Source organism: Acidisphaera sp. S103 (genome assembly GCF_009765975.1).
In the GTDB taxonomy this organism is placed as follows: domain Bacteria; phylum Pseudomonadota; class Alphaproteobacteria; order Acetobacterales; family Acetobacteraceae; genus Rhodopila.
The window spans coordinates 243,135-259,714 of record NZ_LMUJ01000036.1 but is presented as its reverse complement, the minus strand read 5'-3'; the positions used below and the strand labels follow the sequence as shown (position 1 = coordinate 259,714).

Below are 16,580 nucleotides of genomic sequence, written 5' to 3'. Positions count from 1 at the left end.
CGGCGCGCATCGGTCTTCCACCCGAATGATCCGGGCAGATGGAGAAGACCCATTCCCCGAACCGCCCACCCGGCTGAACCGGTGCCGCAACAGCACGCCGCGCCTCCCCCAACGCCGCCCGCCACACGCAGCCCACAGGATCTGACTCTGTGACCAACGTCACCACCGTATCGTCCGGCGTCACCTCCTCCGGTGTGCAAGTCGGCGCCAACGACGAACTCGAGATTGACCCAGACGCCATAGCTGTCGGCACGACAGCTTTCGCCGGCGGTGAGATCCAACTCTTCGCCGGCGCCGTCGCCAGCCTCACCGTACTCGGCAGCAGCGGCGGCCTGGATAACCCCGACGGCTTCGCATACAGCACCACCGTTCAGAGCGGCGGCCTGATCGACGCGGAATTCAGCGGCACCGACATCGTCACCCTGGTGCAATCCGGCGGCGAGGAACTCGTCCAATCCGGCGGCACCGTCATCAGCACGACCGTACAGAGCGGCGGCGAGGAACGTCTCTCCTCCGGCACCGCCACGTCCATCACCGTCGAAGCGGGCGGACAGCAATTCATCTTCTCCGGCGGCGCCGCCTTCGACACCGATCTGGCCGGCACCCAGGTCGTTTCGTCGGCCGGCAGCGCGACCAGCACCACCGTGCAGAGCGGCGGCTACGAACAGGTGAACGCGCACGGCTCCGCCATCGCCACCACGGTCGAAAACGGCGGTCTGTTCGTTGTCTCCTCCGGCGCCACCGCGCAGGGTACGACCGTCGACAGCGGCGGCATAGAGATCGTGGTTCAAGGCGGCACCGCCAACGGCAACACGGTCATGGCCGGCGGCCTGCTGATCGCGCTGCCCGGCAGCACGGTGAACGGCCTTGTCACCTCGGGCGCCGGCGACGTGGCCGCGACCGGCGTGGTCACCATCAGCCCGAAGTCCGGCCTGGTGTTCAGCGGACAAACCGAAACCGGCGCCGCCCTGACCAGCGGCCTCAGCCAATACGTCCTGGCCACCGGCTCCGCCATCGACACCACCGTCAGCAGTGGCGGCGACCAATATGTCTATTCCGGCGGCAGTGCCATCGACACCACCGTCACCAGCCGCGGTGCCGAGTTTGTCTATTCCGGCGGCATCGCCAGCGGCACGACCATCAGCAAAGGCGGCAGCGCGACCCTGTCCGCCGGTTCCGGCGTCAACTTCGCGATCCTGAGCGGCGGCAACGACGCCGTCTCCTCCGGTGGCGTCACTCTCAACACCACGATCGGCAGCGGCGGCACCGAAACCGTCTTCACCGGCGGTGCCGCCAGCGGCACGACGATCGAGAAAGGCGCCAACGAATTCGTTTCAAACGGCGGCACAGCTACCGGCGCCACGGTCGAAAGCGGTGGATTTCAAATCGTCTCCTCCGGCGGCCTCGCCGTCAGTACGACGATCGAGAACGGCGGAACCCAATACTTCTACTCCTTCGCCTCCGGCCTTGCCACGACCGTGCAAGACGGCGGCGAACTGGATGTCGACTACGGCACGCTCGTCATCAGCACCACCGTCGAAAGCGGCGGTTTCGACTACATCTCCGGCAACGCCATCAGCACCACGCTGGAAGACGGCGCCGTCGAGAACGTCCTGTACTCAGCCTTCACGACCGCCACCACGGTGGAGAGCGGCGCCCAGCAATTCGTCTATTCCGGTGCCATCACCAGCGACACCGTGATCGAGGGCGGCGGGCAGGTCTTCGTCTATTCCGGTGCCATAACCAGCAACACCACGATCGAGAACGGCGGCACCGAGGACGTTTACTCCTCCCTCAGTGCAGGGCTTGTCGGTTCGGCCACCTTCACCACGGTGGAAAGCGGCGGCTGGCTCGTTATCTCCAACGGCGCGGTCAGCGACACGCGGCTGCACGCTGGCGGTTCGATCCTGCTGGAGACGACCCCCTATTCCGCGGGCGAAACTGCCACCATCACCGGCGATCAACTGACGGTCAGTTCCGGCGGCAGCACCGTCTATTCGCAGACGCTGGCCGGCACCTACACCGATGAGGTCGTCTCGGTCACTTCGAACGCATCCGGCACGCTGCTGACGCTGGAACTGTCGCCGACCGCGTCCAGCCTGTACGTGACGGTGTCCGCCGGCGTGACATCCAGCCTGCTGCCGGTCCCCGACGACGGCGAACTGGTCGTGCTGCCCGGCGGCACCACCAGCAACATCACCGTGGAAAGCGGCGGCGTCCAGGTGGTGTCGTCCGGCGCCACCGCCGACACCACCACCATCGAGTCCGGCGGCTATCTGATCGCCCTGCCCGGCAGCACGATCGACACCCCCACCGTCGACGGTACCGTGATTTCGACCGGCGTCGCCGATGTCCGGGTCTACTCGGGTGTGACCTTCACCGGCGCGTCGCAAACCAACACCAGCCTGCTCAGCGGCGCGGTCCAATACGTGCTGTCCACGGGTTCGGCCAGCTTCACCACGGTCAGCAGCGGCGGCGATCAAGCCGTCTTCTCCGGCGGCACCGCCAGTTTCACCACGGTCAGCAGCGGCGGCCGGCAGGACGTCTACGCCGGCGGGTCCGCCATCAGCACGACGGTCGATCAGGGCGGCCAGCAGACCGTCTTCTCCAGCGGCACCGCCATCGCCACACAGGTCGGCAGCGGCGGCCAGCAGGATCTACGGTTCGCCGGCTCCGCCATCGATACGACCGTATTGAGCGGCGGGTTCCAGGTCATATCCGCCAGCGCCGAAGCCATCAGCACGACGGTCGACAGCGGCGCCACCGAAATCCTGTCCGGCGGCGTAGCCTTCGAGTCGACCGTGGCGCTCGGCGGCTCGATCCTGCTGGAAACCACCCCCTATTTCAGCGGCGAAACCGCCACGATCTCGTCGAACGACATGCTGACGGTCCGGGCGGGCGGCGTCCCGCTGTACACTCAGCAACTGGCGGGCAGCTACCTGGGTGACGCGTTCTCGGTCACCTCCACAGCATCCGGAACCCTGCTCACCTTGCAGGACGTGGCGAGCAGCGGCACCGAGATCGTCGCCTCCGGCCACACCTCCAGCGGCATCGCGTTCGGCGCCGGCGGCATCCAGGATGTCCTGTCCGGCGGCACCGCAAGCAACACCGAACTGATCAGTGCCGGCGTCCAGGTGGTATCGTCCGGCGGCACGGCCGATGGCTCGATCGTCGGCAGCGGCGGCGACCAAATCGTACTGCCCGGCGCCAACGTCACCGGCACCCAGACCTCCGGCGGGGCGGTGATTTCAACCGGCGTCGCCGTGGTCGTCACCCATTCCGGCGTGACCTTCAGCGGCGCGTCGGAAACCGGCTCCACGTTCAGCGGTGCCGACATCCAGTACGTGCTGTCCGGCGGCACCGCCACCAGCATCACGCTGGAAAGCGGCGCCCAACAGGCGGTCTTCTCCGGCGGCACCGCCACCAGCGCGACGGTGAGCAGCGGCGGCCTGCAATACGTCTCGGCCGGGGGCACCACCAGCCTGACCACCATCCGCAGCAGCGGCACCGCCACTGTCACCTCCGCCGGGTCCGCGGTCAGCACCACGGTGTCGGCCGGCGGCGTCGAGGCGGTCAGCTTCGGCGGTGTCGCGATCAGCACGATCGTCTCGAGCGGTGGCGCCGCCCAAGTGTCGTCCGGCGGAACGACCAGCGTCACCACGGTACACACCGGCGGCAGCGAACTGGTCTATTCCGGTGGCTCCGCAGTCAGCACCACGGTCAGCAGCGGCGGCAGCCAGGTCGTGTCCGGCGGTTCTGCCAGCTTCACCACGGTGGCCAGCAGCGGCACCGAAGCGATCTCCTCCGGCGGGTCCGCGACCAGCACCACGGTCTCGCTCGCCGGCACCCAAACCGTGTTCGCCGGCGGCACCGCCGAGTCGACCCTCGTACGCGGCACCCAGGCCATATCGTCCGGCGGCGTCGCCATCAGCGCCACTGTCAGCGGCAACCAGGAGGTGTTTGCCGGCGGCGTCACCAGTTTCACCACCGTCGTCAGCTTCCAGGAAACTCTCGAAGGCCCCGGTGCCAAAAGCATCAGCACGACGGTGAACACCGGCGGTTTCGAATACATCTCGGGCGGCGGGTCGGCACTCTACACGACCATCTCCAGCGGCGGCGTTCTGAACGTCGTCTCCGGCACCGCGATCTCCGCCACCGTGCTGAACAGCGGCTCCGCCGCCATTTTCGGTTCGGCCAGCTTCACCACCGTGGAAGACGGCGGCACCGTCCAGGATTCCAACTTCGCCGTCAGCACCACGGTGGAAAGCGGCGGGTTGGACCTGGTCGACAACGGCGCCACCGACAGCGGTGCCACGATCGAGGGCCAGCAATTCGTCTCCGGCGGTGGTTCCGCCATCAGTACGACGGTGGACAGCGGCGGCTACAGCTATGTCCACGGCGCCGCGAACTTCACGACGGTCGAGGCCGGCGGCCATGAAGACATCTTCTCCGGCGGCGTGGCCAGCAACACCACGGTCGAAAGCGGCGGATTCGAGGTCCTGTCAGGTACCGGCGTGGCCAGCAACATCACGGTCGATGTCGGCGGCTCCATTGTGCTGCTGAATTTCGCCTACGACGGCAGCGAAACAGCCATCATCGATGCCAGCGACGTGCTGTCCGTCACCTCCGACGGCAGCACCGTCTATACGCAGCAACTGGTAGGCGCCTACACTGACGAAGCGTTCGCGGTGACCTCGAACACGCTGGGGACGGAGCTGACGTTGCAAAACGGCTCCCCGGTGATCTGTTTCGTGGCCGGGACGCTGATCGGCACGCCCGCCGGCGAAGTGCGAGTGGAGAAACTGCGGGTCGGCGACAGCGTCATGACCGCCCACAACGGACCGCGCAAAGTCATCTGGATCGGCCACGGCAAAGTCCTGGCGACCCGCGGCAAGCGCAGCGTCGAGACCCCGGTCATCGTCCGTAAAGGCGCCCTGGCCGACAACCTGCCGCACCAGGACCTGCACATCACCAAGGCGCACGCGCTGTATATCGATGGCGCGCTGATCCCGGTGGAATTCCTGGTCAACCACCGGACCATCGTGTGGGACGACAGGGCGCAGGAAGTCGAGATCTACCACGTCGAACTGAAAACCCACGACGTACTGATCGCCAACGGCGTGCCGGCCGAAACCTACCGCGACGACGGCAACCGCTGGCTGTTCCGTAATACCAACGAATCCTGGTACCTGCCGCCGCAGGACCCCTACGCCCCCGTGCTGACCGGCGGCCCCGTCGTCGATGCCGCATGGCAACGCCTGCTGGACCGAACCGGCACAGGCGATACCGGGCCGCTGACCGACGATCCCGATCTGCACCTGATCGTCGACGGCACACGCGTGGACCCTCGGGAGCACACGGATTCCACTTACATTTTCCGCCTGCCCGCCACCCCGGCCAGCGTGGTCGTTGCTTCCCGCACCGGCGTGCCGTCCGAACTCGGCATCGCCCGCGACCCCAGGACCCTGGGCGTGGCCCTACGTCAGGTGACGATACGCCAGGGCGCCAGGTTCATGCTGTTCGACGCCGACGACGAACGCCTGGCCACCGGCTTCCACGGCTACGAGCCAGCCGACAACCTACGCTGGACCAACGGCCGAGCCGCATTGCCGATCGACGCCTTCGCCCGCTTCGACCAGGGCGCCGAGGTGACGCTGCGATTGGGTGCGGCAACCCGGTATCCGGACGACCGGGCAGCGGGCCTGCATCAAACACCGCACGAAGCCTCACGCCGCCCCGCCTGAGGCCCCCAGCCTTCCCGCCCGATAACGGTGTTGGTACCGGTAACGGCGTTGGTATAAGTGCCGGCACGCCTCGGTCGCCTTATTCGCCAGTCGATTCGTCATGGCCCGGCGAAGTCCGGGCCATCCGCCCCAGTAAGGCGCTGAACCAGATGTCCGCCGAACCGGAAACCAGTGTGGCGGTCATGACGTAGTCGCCCCGCAGGTGTTAAACACGCTGCGCACCCGTGCGCCCGACACCTTCGGCACACCGTCTTCCGCAACCCGATCCAAGGCACGTTCATGCGCATGCTCACGATCCTCATAGCGGCTCTATCCATGATCGCACTCGCAGCGTGCGGAACACCGGACGATGGTTCGGGGCAGTCTCACCGCGAGCAGGCTGGCCCCTACATCGGCGGCAGCGCTGGCATTGGTTTCTAGAGCATGATCGCGCTGGGCGGGACGTCCAGAGCGCGTGAATCATGCGATCAAACAAAGAGTTAGAACGTTTTCTCCCTGCACAGTCAGGGTGAAAACGTTCTAGTGGTCCGATCCCGACCACGCGGTCGGGTAGATCGCCCCACAAAATCAAGGCCTAGGCTGCCCTAATCCCCACGCGATCCCGGCATCTGCAACAGCCCCTGCCCGGCGCGAATCGTCATCCCCTCGGTCACCCCGTCGCAGCACCGGAATCCCTCCGGCGCGAGCACGACGATGGTCGAGCCATGCTCGAACCACCCCATCTCCTCGCCCTTGCGCAGCGATGCGTCGCAGGGAAACGTCCTTCGAGCTGGGGGAGACGAACGCAGCCCGATGTCCAGGAACCCCAGCCGGATGCCCGCCACCAGGATCGCCGCCACCGGCACCAGCGTCACCGCATGACCGCCCTCGGACAACCGCGTCCGAATCACCGCCCGCTCGTTCTTGCAGAACAGCCGATCCACACGTTTCAGCGCCACCGGGTTGACGTTCCAGGCATCGCCGGGAAAGTGCGACACCGACTCGACCCGGCAATCATGCGGCGCATGAAAGCGGTGATACATGCTCGACGTCAGCCGCAGGGTCACATAGCACCCATTCCGGAACGACTCGGCATGCACCGCGTCGCCCAGCAGGTCGTCCAGCCCATAGGGAAACCCCTTGACCTGCAAGACCTGCCCGTCCCGCACCACCCCCATGGCGCCGACGATCGCATCGCACGGGCTGACGACGATCGACGGATCCGTCTCCACCGGCCGCGCCCCATCCTTCAGTTCACGCGTAAAACACGCATGCATGCTGCGAAACCGCCTCAGTTTCGCCTCGCTGAGATCGAGATCGGAGAAAAACCCCCACACCGCCAGGGAGACATCGCGGATCAACGGCTGCTCGATCCGGCTGAACCAGCCCATGAACCGGGTCAGCGTGCGGCGCGGGATTCGATTGGTCAGCAGGAAGTTCAACGCATCCTGTTGCACAATCTTCATTATCGCTGAGCGGACTGTCATGAGATTCAGGTGGTTACCACAGAGGCAAAGCGATGTCCGCGCAGATGTTCATGACAGTTTTGTACACAGTCGGTGGCGCAGCCGCGTTGGCGTACCTGTTCACCAGACTGAAAACCCGCCTGGAATTATCCATGGCGAAGCACCGCTCGCTCACCGGCCACGCCCGCATGGCTCGGCGAATCGCCTCGCTGATCCCGTTCTACGACTACGGCGAGGACCAGTTCTTCCGCTCCGACGATGCCCCCGCCGATATCGCCGGCCGGCGGCGCGATAGCCTGACGCGCTTGTCGCAACTGTGGGGCCAACGCTTCGGCCAGACCATCGCGACCACGCGGCAGGCGACAGCCGGAATTTCCGACCTCCAGTTCACTGCCGCCTATCGCGTGCCGTTCCAGTTCAGTCGGGTCGTCCGCCAGCATCTTCCCACCGGCTCGTTTCTGGCGTCATCGTCCGGCGTAACGGTCACCGATCTCGATGGCAACGTCTTCTACGACCTGACCGGCTCGTATGGAGTCAATCTGTTCGGGCACGATTTCTACAAGGACTGCATCGATCGTGGCGCGGAACGGGTGCGCGACCTCGGCCCCGTCCTTGGCGCCTATCATCCCGCCGTCGCCGACAATGTCGTTCGCTTGCGCGAAATCTCCGGCCTGGATGAGGTTTCGTTTCACATGTCCGGCACCGAGGCGGTGATGCAGGCGGTGCGGCTCGCCCGCTATCACACCGGACGCTCGCATCTGGTGCGGTTTTGTGGCGCCTATCACGGCTGGTGGGGCGATGTGCAGCCCGGCATCGGCAACCCCATGCCCGCAAACGCCACCTACACCCTGTCGGAGATGTCCGAACGCACGCTGCATGTCCTGCGCCGGCGGCGCGACATCGCCTGCGTCCTGGTCAATCCGCTGCAGGCGCTGCATCCGAACGCCCCGGCCCCGGCCGATTCGTCCTTGGTGGACAGCGGACGGCAAGCCGGCTTCAACCGCCAGGCCTATGCCGAGTGGCTGAAGAAACTGCGCGGCGTATGCGACGAACGCGGCATCGTCCTGATCTTCGATGAGGTCTTCGTCGGCTTCCGCCTGGCGCAAGGCGGCGCCAAGGACTATTTCGGCGTCCAACCCGACCTGATCACGTACGGCAAAACCCTCGGCGGCGGCCTGCCGGTGGGCGTGCTCTGCGGCCGAAGCGCCCTGATGAAACGCTCGCGCGCCGATCATCCCGTGGATGTCTGCTTCGCCCGCGGGACGTTCAACGCCCACCCCTATGTCATGGGCGCCATGTCGGAATTCCTGCACCGTCTCGAGTCCCCCGAGATCCAGGACATGTACCGGGATCTGGACCGCACCTGGAACAGCCGAACCGATCGCCTGAATAGCCGCCTGCACGCGGCCAACCTGCCGGTTCGGGTCGAGAATCTCTCTTCGATCTGGACGATCTGCTATACGCGGCCATCACGGTACAACTGGATGCTGCAATATTACCTGCGCATCGAGGGCCTCGCGCTGAGTTGGGTCGGCACCGGGCGGCTGATCTTCAGCCTGAATTTTTCCGAAGCCGATTTCGATGCCGTGGCCGATCGTTTCGTCGCAGCGTGCGAGGCCATGCAGCGGGATGGCTGGTGGTGGACGGGCGCGACGATGACCAACCGGTCGATCAAGCGGCGGATCCTGCGAGAAATGTGGACCCACCGCCACATCCTGACCGCAAACCGTAATCGCCCGGTTGCCCAAACCACGGTCGCCTGACGCCAACGCGCGGTTGGTAAGGCCGCCGCGCGCCGAAAGAAACGCACGCCGACGGCCGCTGAGGTCGCCTCTTGAGCCGTTGAGGCACCTCCTGAGCCGTTGAGGCCGCCTCTCAATTCGTCATGGCCCGGCGAAGTCCGGGCCATCCGCCCCAGTAAAATGCCGAAACCGGCGGCCCCCGCACTTCGCCGGCCCCAAACAAGGCGCAGTGCCAACATTCACGGCCATCGGTATGAACCGGCCGCACCATCCGCAGACCCACCGCCCCGGCAGCACCGCACGCCACCCAGGACAAGAATCGCGGCTAACCCATTGACGGCCGGCTCCAGCGTTCCTAATGTAATGGCCCTCCCGGATTTCGGGCGACCATGCGTACGCGCACCACGCCCTGAACCAACATCTCCGACTGGCCACGAACCGCTGGGCATTCACGGCCAAAATCCGTTCCGGCTTCCTCCACGCCCTTATCGCACCCTCACGTCCAGGCATCCCCCTCATGCATCTTGCTGAACTAAAACAGAAAACGCCAGCCGAACTGGTGAATTTCGCCGAATCCCTGCAGATCGAGAACGCATCGTCGCTGCGCAAGCAGGACATCATGTTCGCGATCCTGAAAAACCTCGCCGACAACGACCAGGCGATCCAAGGCGACGGCACGCTGGAAATCCTGTCCGACGGATTCGGCTTCCTCCGCAGCCCGGAGGCGAATTATCTCGCCGGTCCCGACGACATCTATGTCAGCCCCAGCCAGGTCCGCCGCTTCGGCCTGCGCACCGGCGACACCGTGGACGGCCAGATCCGGGCACCCCGCGACGGAGAACGCTACTTCGCCCTGCTGAAAGTGGACACGGTCAATTTTGAGCCGCCGGACGCCGTCCGCCACCGCGTCAACTTCGACAACCTGACGCCGCTCTACCCCGAAGAGCGCCTGAAGATGGAGATGGAGAATTTCCAATCCGTCGCCAAAGGCCCGGTCAAGGATTTCACCCCGCGGGTGATCGACCTGATCTCCCCCGTCGGCAAGGGCCAGCGCGCCCTGATCGTCGCACCGCCGCGCACCGGCAAGACGGTGATGCTGCAGAACATCGCCGCCGCCATCGCCGCCAACCATCCGGAAGTCTTCCTGATCGTCCTGCTGATCGACGAACGGCCGGAAGAAGTCACCGACATGGCCCGCAGCGTGAAGGGCGAGGTCATCAGTTCCACCTTCGACGAACCGGCCACCCGCCATGTCCAAGTCACCGAGATGGTGCTGGAGAAAGCCAAGCGCCTGGTCGAGCACAAGCGCGACGTGGTCATCCTGCTGGACAGCATCACCCGCCTTGCCCGAGCCTACAACACCGTGGTGCCGTCCTCCGGCAAGGTGCTGACCGGCGGTGTCGATGCCAACGCCCTGCAACGCCCGAAGCGCTTCTTCGGTGCCGCCCGTAATATCGAGGAAGGCGGCTCGCTCACCATCATCGCCACCGCCCTGATCGACACCGGCAGCCGCATGGACGAAGTGATCTTCGAGGAGTTCAAAGGCACCGGCAACTCCGAAATCATCCTCGACCGCAAGCTGTCCGACAAACGCTCCTTCCCCGCGATCGACATCACCAAGTCCGGCACCCGCAAGGAAGAACTGCTGGTCGAACGCGGCACACTGACAAAAATGTGGGTGCTGCGCCGGATCCTCAACCCGATGGGCACTGTGGACGCAATGGAGTTCCTGCTGGACAAGCTGAAATACAGCAAAACCAACAATGATTTCTTCGACGCGATGAATACCTGACCACCTGGTTTGGTTTACCGCGCCAGACAATCAATCCCCATAAACATCAGGATAAGGGGTGGCTGGAGAATCCCTTGGCCCTATCCGCCACAGCCCATCCGTCATGGTCGGGCGTGCCCCTATAGGCATCAGGATAGCGACAGTGCGGAGAAATATTTGGCTAAGCGGCAGACTCTCACCGTCATGGCCGGGCGTGTCCCGGCCATCCGCGCTTCGTCCGCCGGTGCGAAGATGGCTGGGACACGCCCATGACTGCAATATCAGCCGACGTTGTCGTTGACCCATCGGCACTGCCGTGCACCCGTCGGCGCAGTCCCGCCATCCATGCCTTTGTCTTCGCATGCAAAAGGCATGGATACCGACCTCCGTCGGCATGACGGACGAGGTCGACCTCAATGGCGGTCGTTGGGGTGGACGGCCCGCCTGATCCTTCCGCCGACCGTCGCTATCCTGATGCCCGCGGGCCCCATCCCGTCCACCCCCGACTTTCCCACATAAAGTCGCGGATGGCCGAACCCGCCGCAGCGATGACAGAAGGGACAAGCCCGTCCCAATTCGCTACCGGACAAAAACCCGAGACCGCCCACCGAACCCGTGCCGGACAACGAAAACCGGCCGAACGCCATAGAACCCGCGGTGGACAAACACAGGGCGCGGGGCAAACACCGGCCGAACGACGAACCCCGGCCGCCCGACCACAACCGGACCCGCGACAACCACGGATGGCAACCCGACAACGACGGGTGGCGGCGCGACAACCACCGGCGGCGGCATAACCACCACGGACGCAGGCGATGCCTCGGCCACGTGCGGCGTGACCACGACGGGCAGCGGCGGCGACTCAACCGCGGCCGATGCACCAAGGGGCGGCAGCGGCGGAGGCGCCGGAACGCTGACCACGGCAGGCCGCGCGACCACCACCGGCGGCGGCAGCGCAACAACCGGCGGTCCAACGACGACCACAGGCGGTCCGATAATGACAGCCGGCGGGACATACCCGAAATCCTCGATCAGGACACCGCCGATACCGTAATGAAAATGATGGCCGCCGCGATAGAAGCCGCCGCCGTATCCGGCATGGAAATAGCCGCCATGGCCACCCCGGAAACCATCCCAGTGTCCGCCGCCCCAGTGTCCACCATGGAAACCACCCCGATGATCGCCACCATGGGGCGCGGCGAACGCCGAAGCGGCAACCGACACGCTCCCGATCGCGGCAAGCATCGCCACCCCACCCAGGAACCGGCCCAAACCGGCAAGACGGACGTTGGATTGCTGCGCCATGACACCATCCTTCACTCTACGGCAACGCCCGACTTACCGAACCAAACAAGGCAGAAATACGCGCGAGCGATGGCGCAGGACCATCACATCGGGGTGATCCTGCAACCATGCCTTGCCAGCCTACCGGACGTAAACGCCGAACGGTGCAACAACCACGGGCAGCGGTGGTGCGACGTAGACGGGAGGCGCGTAAACCGGGGCGGCATAGCAGCAGTCCTGGACCAGGACCCCATCGGCGCCATAGTACCACCAACGGCCGTTGCGATAGAAACCGCCGTGTCCATACCCGCCATGCCCGTAGTAACCACCATGGCCATACCCGCCATGCCCGTACCCGCCATGCCCGTACCCGCCGTGTCCGGCCTCCATATGGCCGCCACCAACATGCCCGCCACCCGCATGCCCGCCGCCGCCACCACCCGCTCGGGCGAACGCCTGGCCCGACACGGAAACCATGCCAATCGCGACGAGGCAGACCGCCGCCCCAACCAATCCCAAAGCGCGGCGAGCGGAGCGGATATCACTGTTCTGAGCCATGATCGTCTCTCCTGCCAGTGTCGGGGGCTGCTGTCCGGACCATTCCGGGGCGGGCCGTGCCGATCTGATGGAGAAAACTTAACAGTCGCCGGCCCGCCCCGCAGCAGGAAGTCCGACCCCTTATAATTCAATGATATAACGCGTCATTTTCCTGGATTCCAGCCACAGGACACCCACCGGATTTCCTGGTTTGTTCACCCCTTCGCCCGCTCCCGCAGGTCGAATTTCCGCACCTTCCCAGTGGACGTCTTCGGCAGCGGCCCGAACGTAACGAACCGCGGGCATTTGTAGTGCGCCAAATGCTGCCGGCACCACGCGATGATCTCGCCCTCGGTCACCGCCTCGACCCCTGGTTTCAACGTCACGAAAGCCTGCGGCGTCTCCCCCCATTTCTCATCAGGCCGAGCAACCACGGCCGCTTCCATGACGGAAGGATGCTTGTACAAGACTTCCTCAACTTCCAGAGACGAAATATTCTCCCCACCCGATATAATAATATCCTTCGCCCTGTCCTTGATCTCCACATACCCATCCGGATGCATCACCGCGAGGTCCCCTGTATGGAACCAGCCGCCGGCAAACGCCTCCTCTGTCGCCGCCGCGTTCTTCAGGTAGCCCTTCATGATGGTGTTGCCGCGCAACATCAGCTCACCCATGGCCTCACCGTCCGCCGGCACCGGCTGCATCGATGACGGATTCAACACCACAGCTTCTTCCAGCATCGGCGTATTAACACCCTGCCGCGCCATGAACGCCGATTTCTCCTCGATCGGCAGTTCGTCCAGCCCCGGCTGCCACAGACAGACGGTGGAAGGGCCATAGCTCTCTGTCAGTCCATACAAATGTGTTACGGCGAAGCCCATCGCCTCCATCTGCGCAATGACCGTAGACGGCGGCGCCGCACCGCCGGTGGCGATTTTCACCGTCTGATCGAACGCACGCCTGGCAGAGTCCGGCGCATGGATCAGCATCGACAGCACCACCGGCGCGCCGCACATATGGGTCACGCCGTGCTCAGCGATCGCCGCGAAAATCGGCGCCGGTTCCACTCGCCGCAGGCAGACATGGGTGCCGCCCGCCAGCGTCACCGCCCACGTATAAGTCCAGCCGTTGCAGTGAAACATCGGCAGCGTCCACAAATACACGCTGCGCGGCGACAATTCGAACGTCAGCGCATTGGCGCAGGCGTTCAGATACGCCCCGCGATGATGCGCCACCACACCCTTGGGGTTACCCGTCGTTCCGGACGTGTAATTCAGCCCGATCGCCTGCCATTCGTCGTCCGGCAGCCGCACCGGATGCGCCGGATCGCCGCCCTCCAGGAACGTTTCATACTCCACCGAACCGATCCGCGAGCCCCCCGCATCATCGATATCCACCACCAGCACCGACAGCCCAGCCACCGCCGGCCCCATCGCCGCGGCAAATTCAGTATCCGTCAGCACCACTTTCGTTTCCGAATGCCGCAGGATGAAGCCGATCGCCGCCGCATCCAGCCGGATGTTGATGCAACACAGCACCGCGCCCAGCATCGGCACCGCGTAATGCGCCTCCAGCATCTGCGGCGTATTGGCCGCCATGATCGCGACCGTATCGCCCTTGCCCACCCCAGCCCTGGCCAGCGCCGACGCCAGCCGCCGCGCCCGCTCCAGGAACTGAGCATACGTAAACCGCCGCTCGCCATGGATCACCGCCACGCGGTTCGGGTAAATCCGAGCCGATCGGGTCAGGAACGACACCGGCGACAACGGCACATGGTTCGCCGGCCCACGATCCAGGTCCTGTTCGAAGATCGACATGCTGTTCCCTCCCGGTCCGCCGCTGGACCACGCCGCGAAGCTATGGCACCACCCATGCGATTGCCAATCCGGGGGAAACCAACATGGCCGCGTTCATCAAGGTCACCGTACAGGACCACATCGCCACCGTGATGATGGACCGCCCGCCGGTGAACGCCCAGAACACCGCGTTCCGCGAGGAACTGATCGCCGCATTCGACGCCTTCACCGACCGCGACGACGTGCGTGTGGCCATCCTGACCGGCTTCGGCAAAATGTTCTCCGCCGGCGCCGACATGAAGACCAGACCGTCCAGCGGCGAGCCCGGCGAATACTGGGCCTTCAACCGCTATGTGCGGGAGATGTTCAATTCCATCCACGAGTGCGCCAAACCGGTCATCGCCGCGGTCAACGGCCCAGCGCTCGGCGCCGGCTTCGGCCTTGTCGCCGCGTGCGACATCATCCTGGCCTCCGACAACGCCGTGTTCGGCATGCCGGAAATCGATATCGGCCTGATGGGCGGCGCCGCCATGCTGCAGCAGTTCTTCGGCCGCTCCCGGTCGCGGCGAATGTTCTACACCGGCTGGCGCGTCCCCGCCGAGGAACTCTACCGCACCGGCGTCATCGAATGCGCTGTGCCGTTGGACCAACTGATGCCGGAAGCGATGAAACTGGCCACCGAGATCGCCTCGAAAAGCCCGCTGGCGATGCGTTACGCCAAGCAATCAATGAACGTAACGATGCACATGCCCGCCCGCGACGGCTACCGCTTCGAGCAAGGCATGACCGTCGCACTGGGCAAGTCGGAGGACGCAAAAGAAGCCCGCGACGCGTTCTTCGAGAAACGCAAGCCGGTGTGGAAGGGCCGCTGATCCACAGGCCGCCCTCGCCCTGCGGCAACCGCCGCGGCGTATCCGTCATGGCCGGAACAAGCCCGGCCATGACGGGGAGAGCGTGCCGGCCATGACGGGTGAGCAACAGTCAGGCCACCCCGATAACCCCCCTACCCCATCACCGCCCGCAAGAACGCCTCCGACCGAGCACCGGCTTCATCTGCCAACCGGTTCGGAAACAGCGTAAACCCATGCGCCCCGCCGGGATAAATCGCCAGTTCCGCCTCATTCCCCGCCGCGATCCAACGCGCATGCATGAACAGCGTATCGTCCAACAGCGCATCCTGAGTCCCAACGCTGAACAGCGCCGGACACAGCCCCTCCAGGTTCGCATATAACGGCGAAATATCCGCCACCCGCCGGTCCAAAACCGTCGGCAGGAACGCATTGTAGAACTGTTGCATATCGATCGTCCGCAGCACCAAACGCCGATCCCCGAACGCCCTTTGGCTCGGTGTCATGCCCAGATCGAACGCGCCATAAACCAGGTTCGCGCCGCGGAAACCGGTGTAGCCGTAACGATCCCGCATCCGCAACACCGTCACCGCGGCCAGATGCCCGCCGGCCGACTCACCGCCAATGGTCAGCACATCCGACCCGAACTCCACCTTCGCATGCGCCACCAGCCACGCCGCCGCGAACTCGCAATCGTCCGGCCCAGCCGGATACGGATCTTCCGGCGCCAGCCGATACTCCACGCTGACCACCGCCAGCCCGGTGTTGTCAGCAATCCGTTCCAGCATCGGATCCTGCGAGTCAGCCGACCCCAGCACCCACCCGCCACCATGGATATGCAGATAAACCCCGCGCGGCTGGTCCGGCGCGATGATCCGCAACGGGATCTCGTTGCCATCCCGCCCGGGAATGCCAATGGTCCGAGCCCGCGGCGACTTCACCGGGGCCGGGAACGGCCCGCGGCCCAGACGCCGCGCTTCCCGTGTCCGTTCTGCGCCGACATTCCACCATTCCGGCAGCCCGGTCATCAGGCCCACCAGGGCGTCGTTCAGCTTCGCCGTGTCCTCGGCTATCGCGTCCTTGCGGAACGGGGCTGGGCGCAGGGGGTTGTCGGTCATGGGGCTTCCTCGATTTCAACGGGCCGAAACTGTTCGCATGATTATATCTGGCTTTACCGAATCAAAAAAGCATTAGGGGTGTCGCATCGGCTGCTGAAATTGTGGTGACTCGTAGGGTCGTTTCTCCAATACGCTACTGAATATTTCAGCCCCCCAATCTCGTACAATGGCGATAGTCGACTTTGAGTGGGCGGGTGTATACCTAACGTACTCATGCGCGGAATTGATATCGCTAACGCGCAATGCAAACAGAAATCGTTATGTCGATTAAACAAATTGTTGACACGCACCA

The 16,580-nt window shown here is 64.8% G+C and carries 9 protein-coding genes; 4 read left to right on the top strand and 5 right to left on the bottom strand.

Annotated features, from left to right (window positions below; genetic code table 11):
• The first annotated feature begins 149 nt into the window (after nt 1–149).
• On the top strand, nt 150–5,744 hold the full coding sequence (locus GSQ89_RS39880; RefSeq protein WP_158924388.1) for an AIDA repeat-containing protein: 5,595 nt from the start codon (nt 150–152) through the stop codon (nt 5,742–5,744).
• A 584-nt stretch (nt 5,745–6,328) separates the two neighbouring features.
• Here GSQ89_RS39880 and asd read toward each other — a convergent pair.
• Complete coding sequence (gene asd, locus GSQ89_RS09580) at nt 6,329–7,189, bottom strand: archaetidylserine decarboxylase (protein WP_216856084.1); 861 nt, start codon at nt 7,187–7,189, stop codon at nt 6,329–6,331.
• A gap of 71 nt (nt 7,190–7,260) precedes the next feature.
• Between asd and GSQ89_RS09575 the strand changes: the two genes are divergently transcribed.
• On the top strand, nt 7,261–8,952 hold the full coding sequence (locus GSQ89_RS09575; protein ID WP_216856083.1) for an aminotransferase class III-fold pyridoxal phosphate-dependent enzyme: 1,692 nt from the start codon (nt 7,261–7,263) through the stop codon (nt 8,950–8,952).
• Between the two features lie 496 nt (nt 8,953–9,448).
• A complete protein-coding gene (gene rho, locus GSQ89_RS09570; protein WP_158924382.1) occupies nt 9,449–10,723 on the top strand; it encodes a transcription termination factor Rho in 1,275 nt (424 codons plus the stop codon).
• Between the two features lie 558 nt (nt 10,724–11,281).
• Here the strand turns inward: rho and GSQ89_RS09565 are convergent.
• From GSQ89_RS09565 to GSQ89_RS09555, 3 genes are all read right to left on the bottom strand, one after another.
• Entirely contained in the window at nt 11,282–12,007 is a 726-nt protein-coding gene (locus tag GSQ89_RS09565) for a hypothetical protein (RefSeq protein ID WP_158924380.1), read from the bottom strand.
• 120 nt (nt 12,008–12,127) lie between these two features.
• A complete protein-coding gene (locus GSQ89_RS38430) occupies nt 12,128–12,544 on the bottom strand; it encodes a hypothetical protein (protein WP_216856082.1) in 417 nt (138 codons plus the stop codon).
• A 194-nt stretch (nt 12,545–12,738) separates the two neighbouring features.
• The gene (locus GSQ89_RS09555; RefSeq protein WP_158924378.1) at nt 12,739–14,343 is read right to left on the bottom strand and encodes an acyl-CoA synthetase; all 1,605 of its coding nucleotides are present in this window, start codon (nt 14,341–14,343) and stop codon (nt 12,739–12,741) included.
• 83 nt (nt 14,344–14,426) lie between these two features.
• Here GSQ89_RS09555 and GSQ89_RS09550 point away from each other — a divergent pair, with 83 nt between their 5' ends.
• Nucleotides 14,427–15,194 (top strand): enoyl-CoA hydratase/isomerase family protein, encoded by a 768-nt coding sequence (locus GSQ89_RS09550; protein ID WP_158924376.1) that lies wholly within the window; start codon nt 14,427–14,429, stop codon nt 15,192–15,194.
• A 131-nt stretch (nt 15,195–15,325) separates the two neighbouring features.
• On the opposite strand, the gene GSQ89_RS09545 is transcribed toward GSQ89_RS09550, so the two are convergent.
• Nucleotides 15,326–16,288 carry an alpha/beta hydrolase gene (locus GSQ89_RS09545; RefSeq protein ID WP_158924374.1) on the bottom strand — a complete coding sequence of 321 codons (963 nt, stop codon included), beginning with the start codon at nt 16,286–16,288 and terminating at the stop codon, nt 15,326–15,328.
• Nucleotides 16,289–16,580: the final 292 nt, after the last annotated feature.

Excerpts from the sequence above, each read along its gene's own strand:
- asd (WP_216856084.1), bottom strand. The coding sequence starts at position 7,189 with ATGAAGATTGTGCAACAGGATGCGTTGAACTTCCTGCTGACCAATCGA.
- GSQ89_RS09575 (WP_216856083.1), top strand. The coding sequence starts at position 7,261 with ATGACAGTTTTGTACACAGTCGGTGGCGCAGCCGCGTTGGCGTACCTG.
- rho (WP_158924382.1), top strand. The coding sequence starts at position 9,449 with ATGCATCTTGCTGAACTAAAACAGAAAACGCCAGCCGAACTGGTGAAT.
- GSQ89_RS09565 (WP_158924380.1), bottom strand. The coding sequence starts at position 12,007 with ATGGCGCAGCAATCCAACGTCCGTCTTGCCGGTTTGGGCCGGTTCCTG.
- GSQ89_RS38430 (WP_216856082.1), bottom strand. The coding sequence starts at position 12,544 with ATGGCTCAGAACAGTGATATCCGCTCCGCTCGCCGCGCTTTGGGATTG.
- GSQ89_RS09555 (WP_158924378.1), bottom strand. The coding sequence starts at position 14,343 with ATGTCGATCTTCGAACAGGACCTGGATCGTGGGCCGGCGAACCATGTG.
- GSQ89_RS09550 (WP_158924376.1), top strand. The coding sequence starts at position 14,427 with ATGGCCGCGTTCATCAAGGTCACCGTACAGGACCACATCGCCACCGTG.
- GSQ89_RS09545 (WP_158924374.1), bottom strand. The coding sequence starts at position 16,288 with ATGACCGACAACCCCCTGCGCCCAGCCCCGTTCCGCAAGGACGCGATA.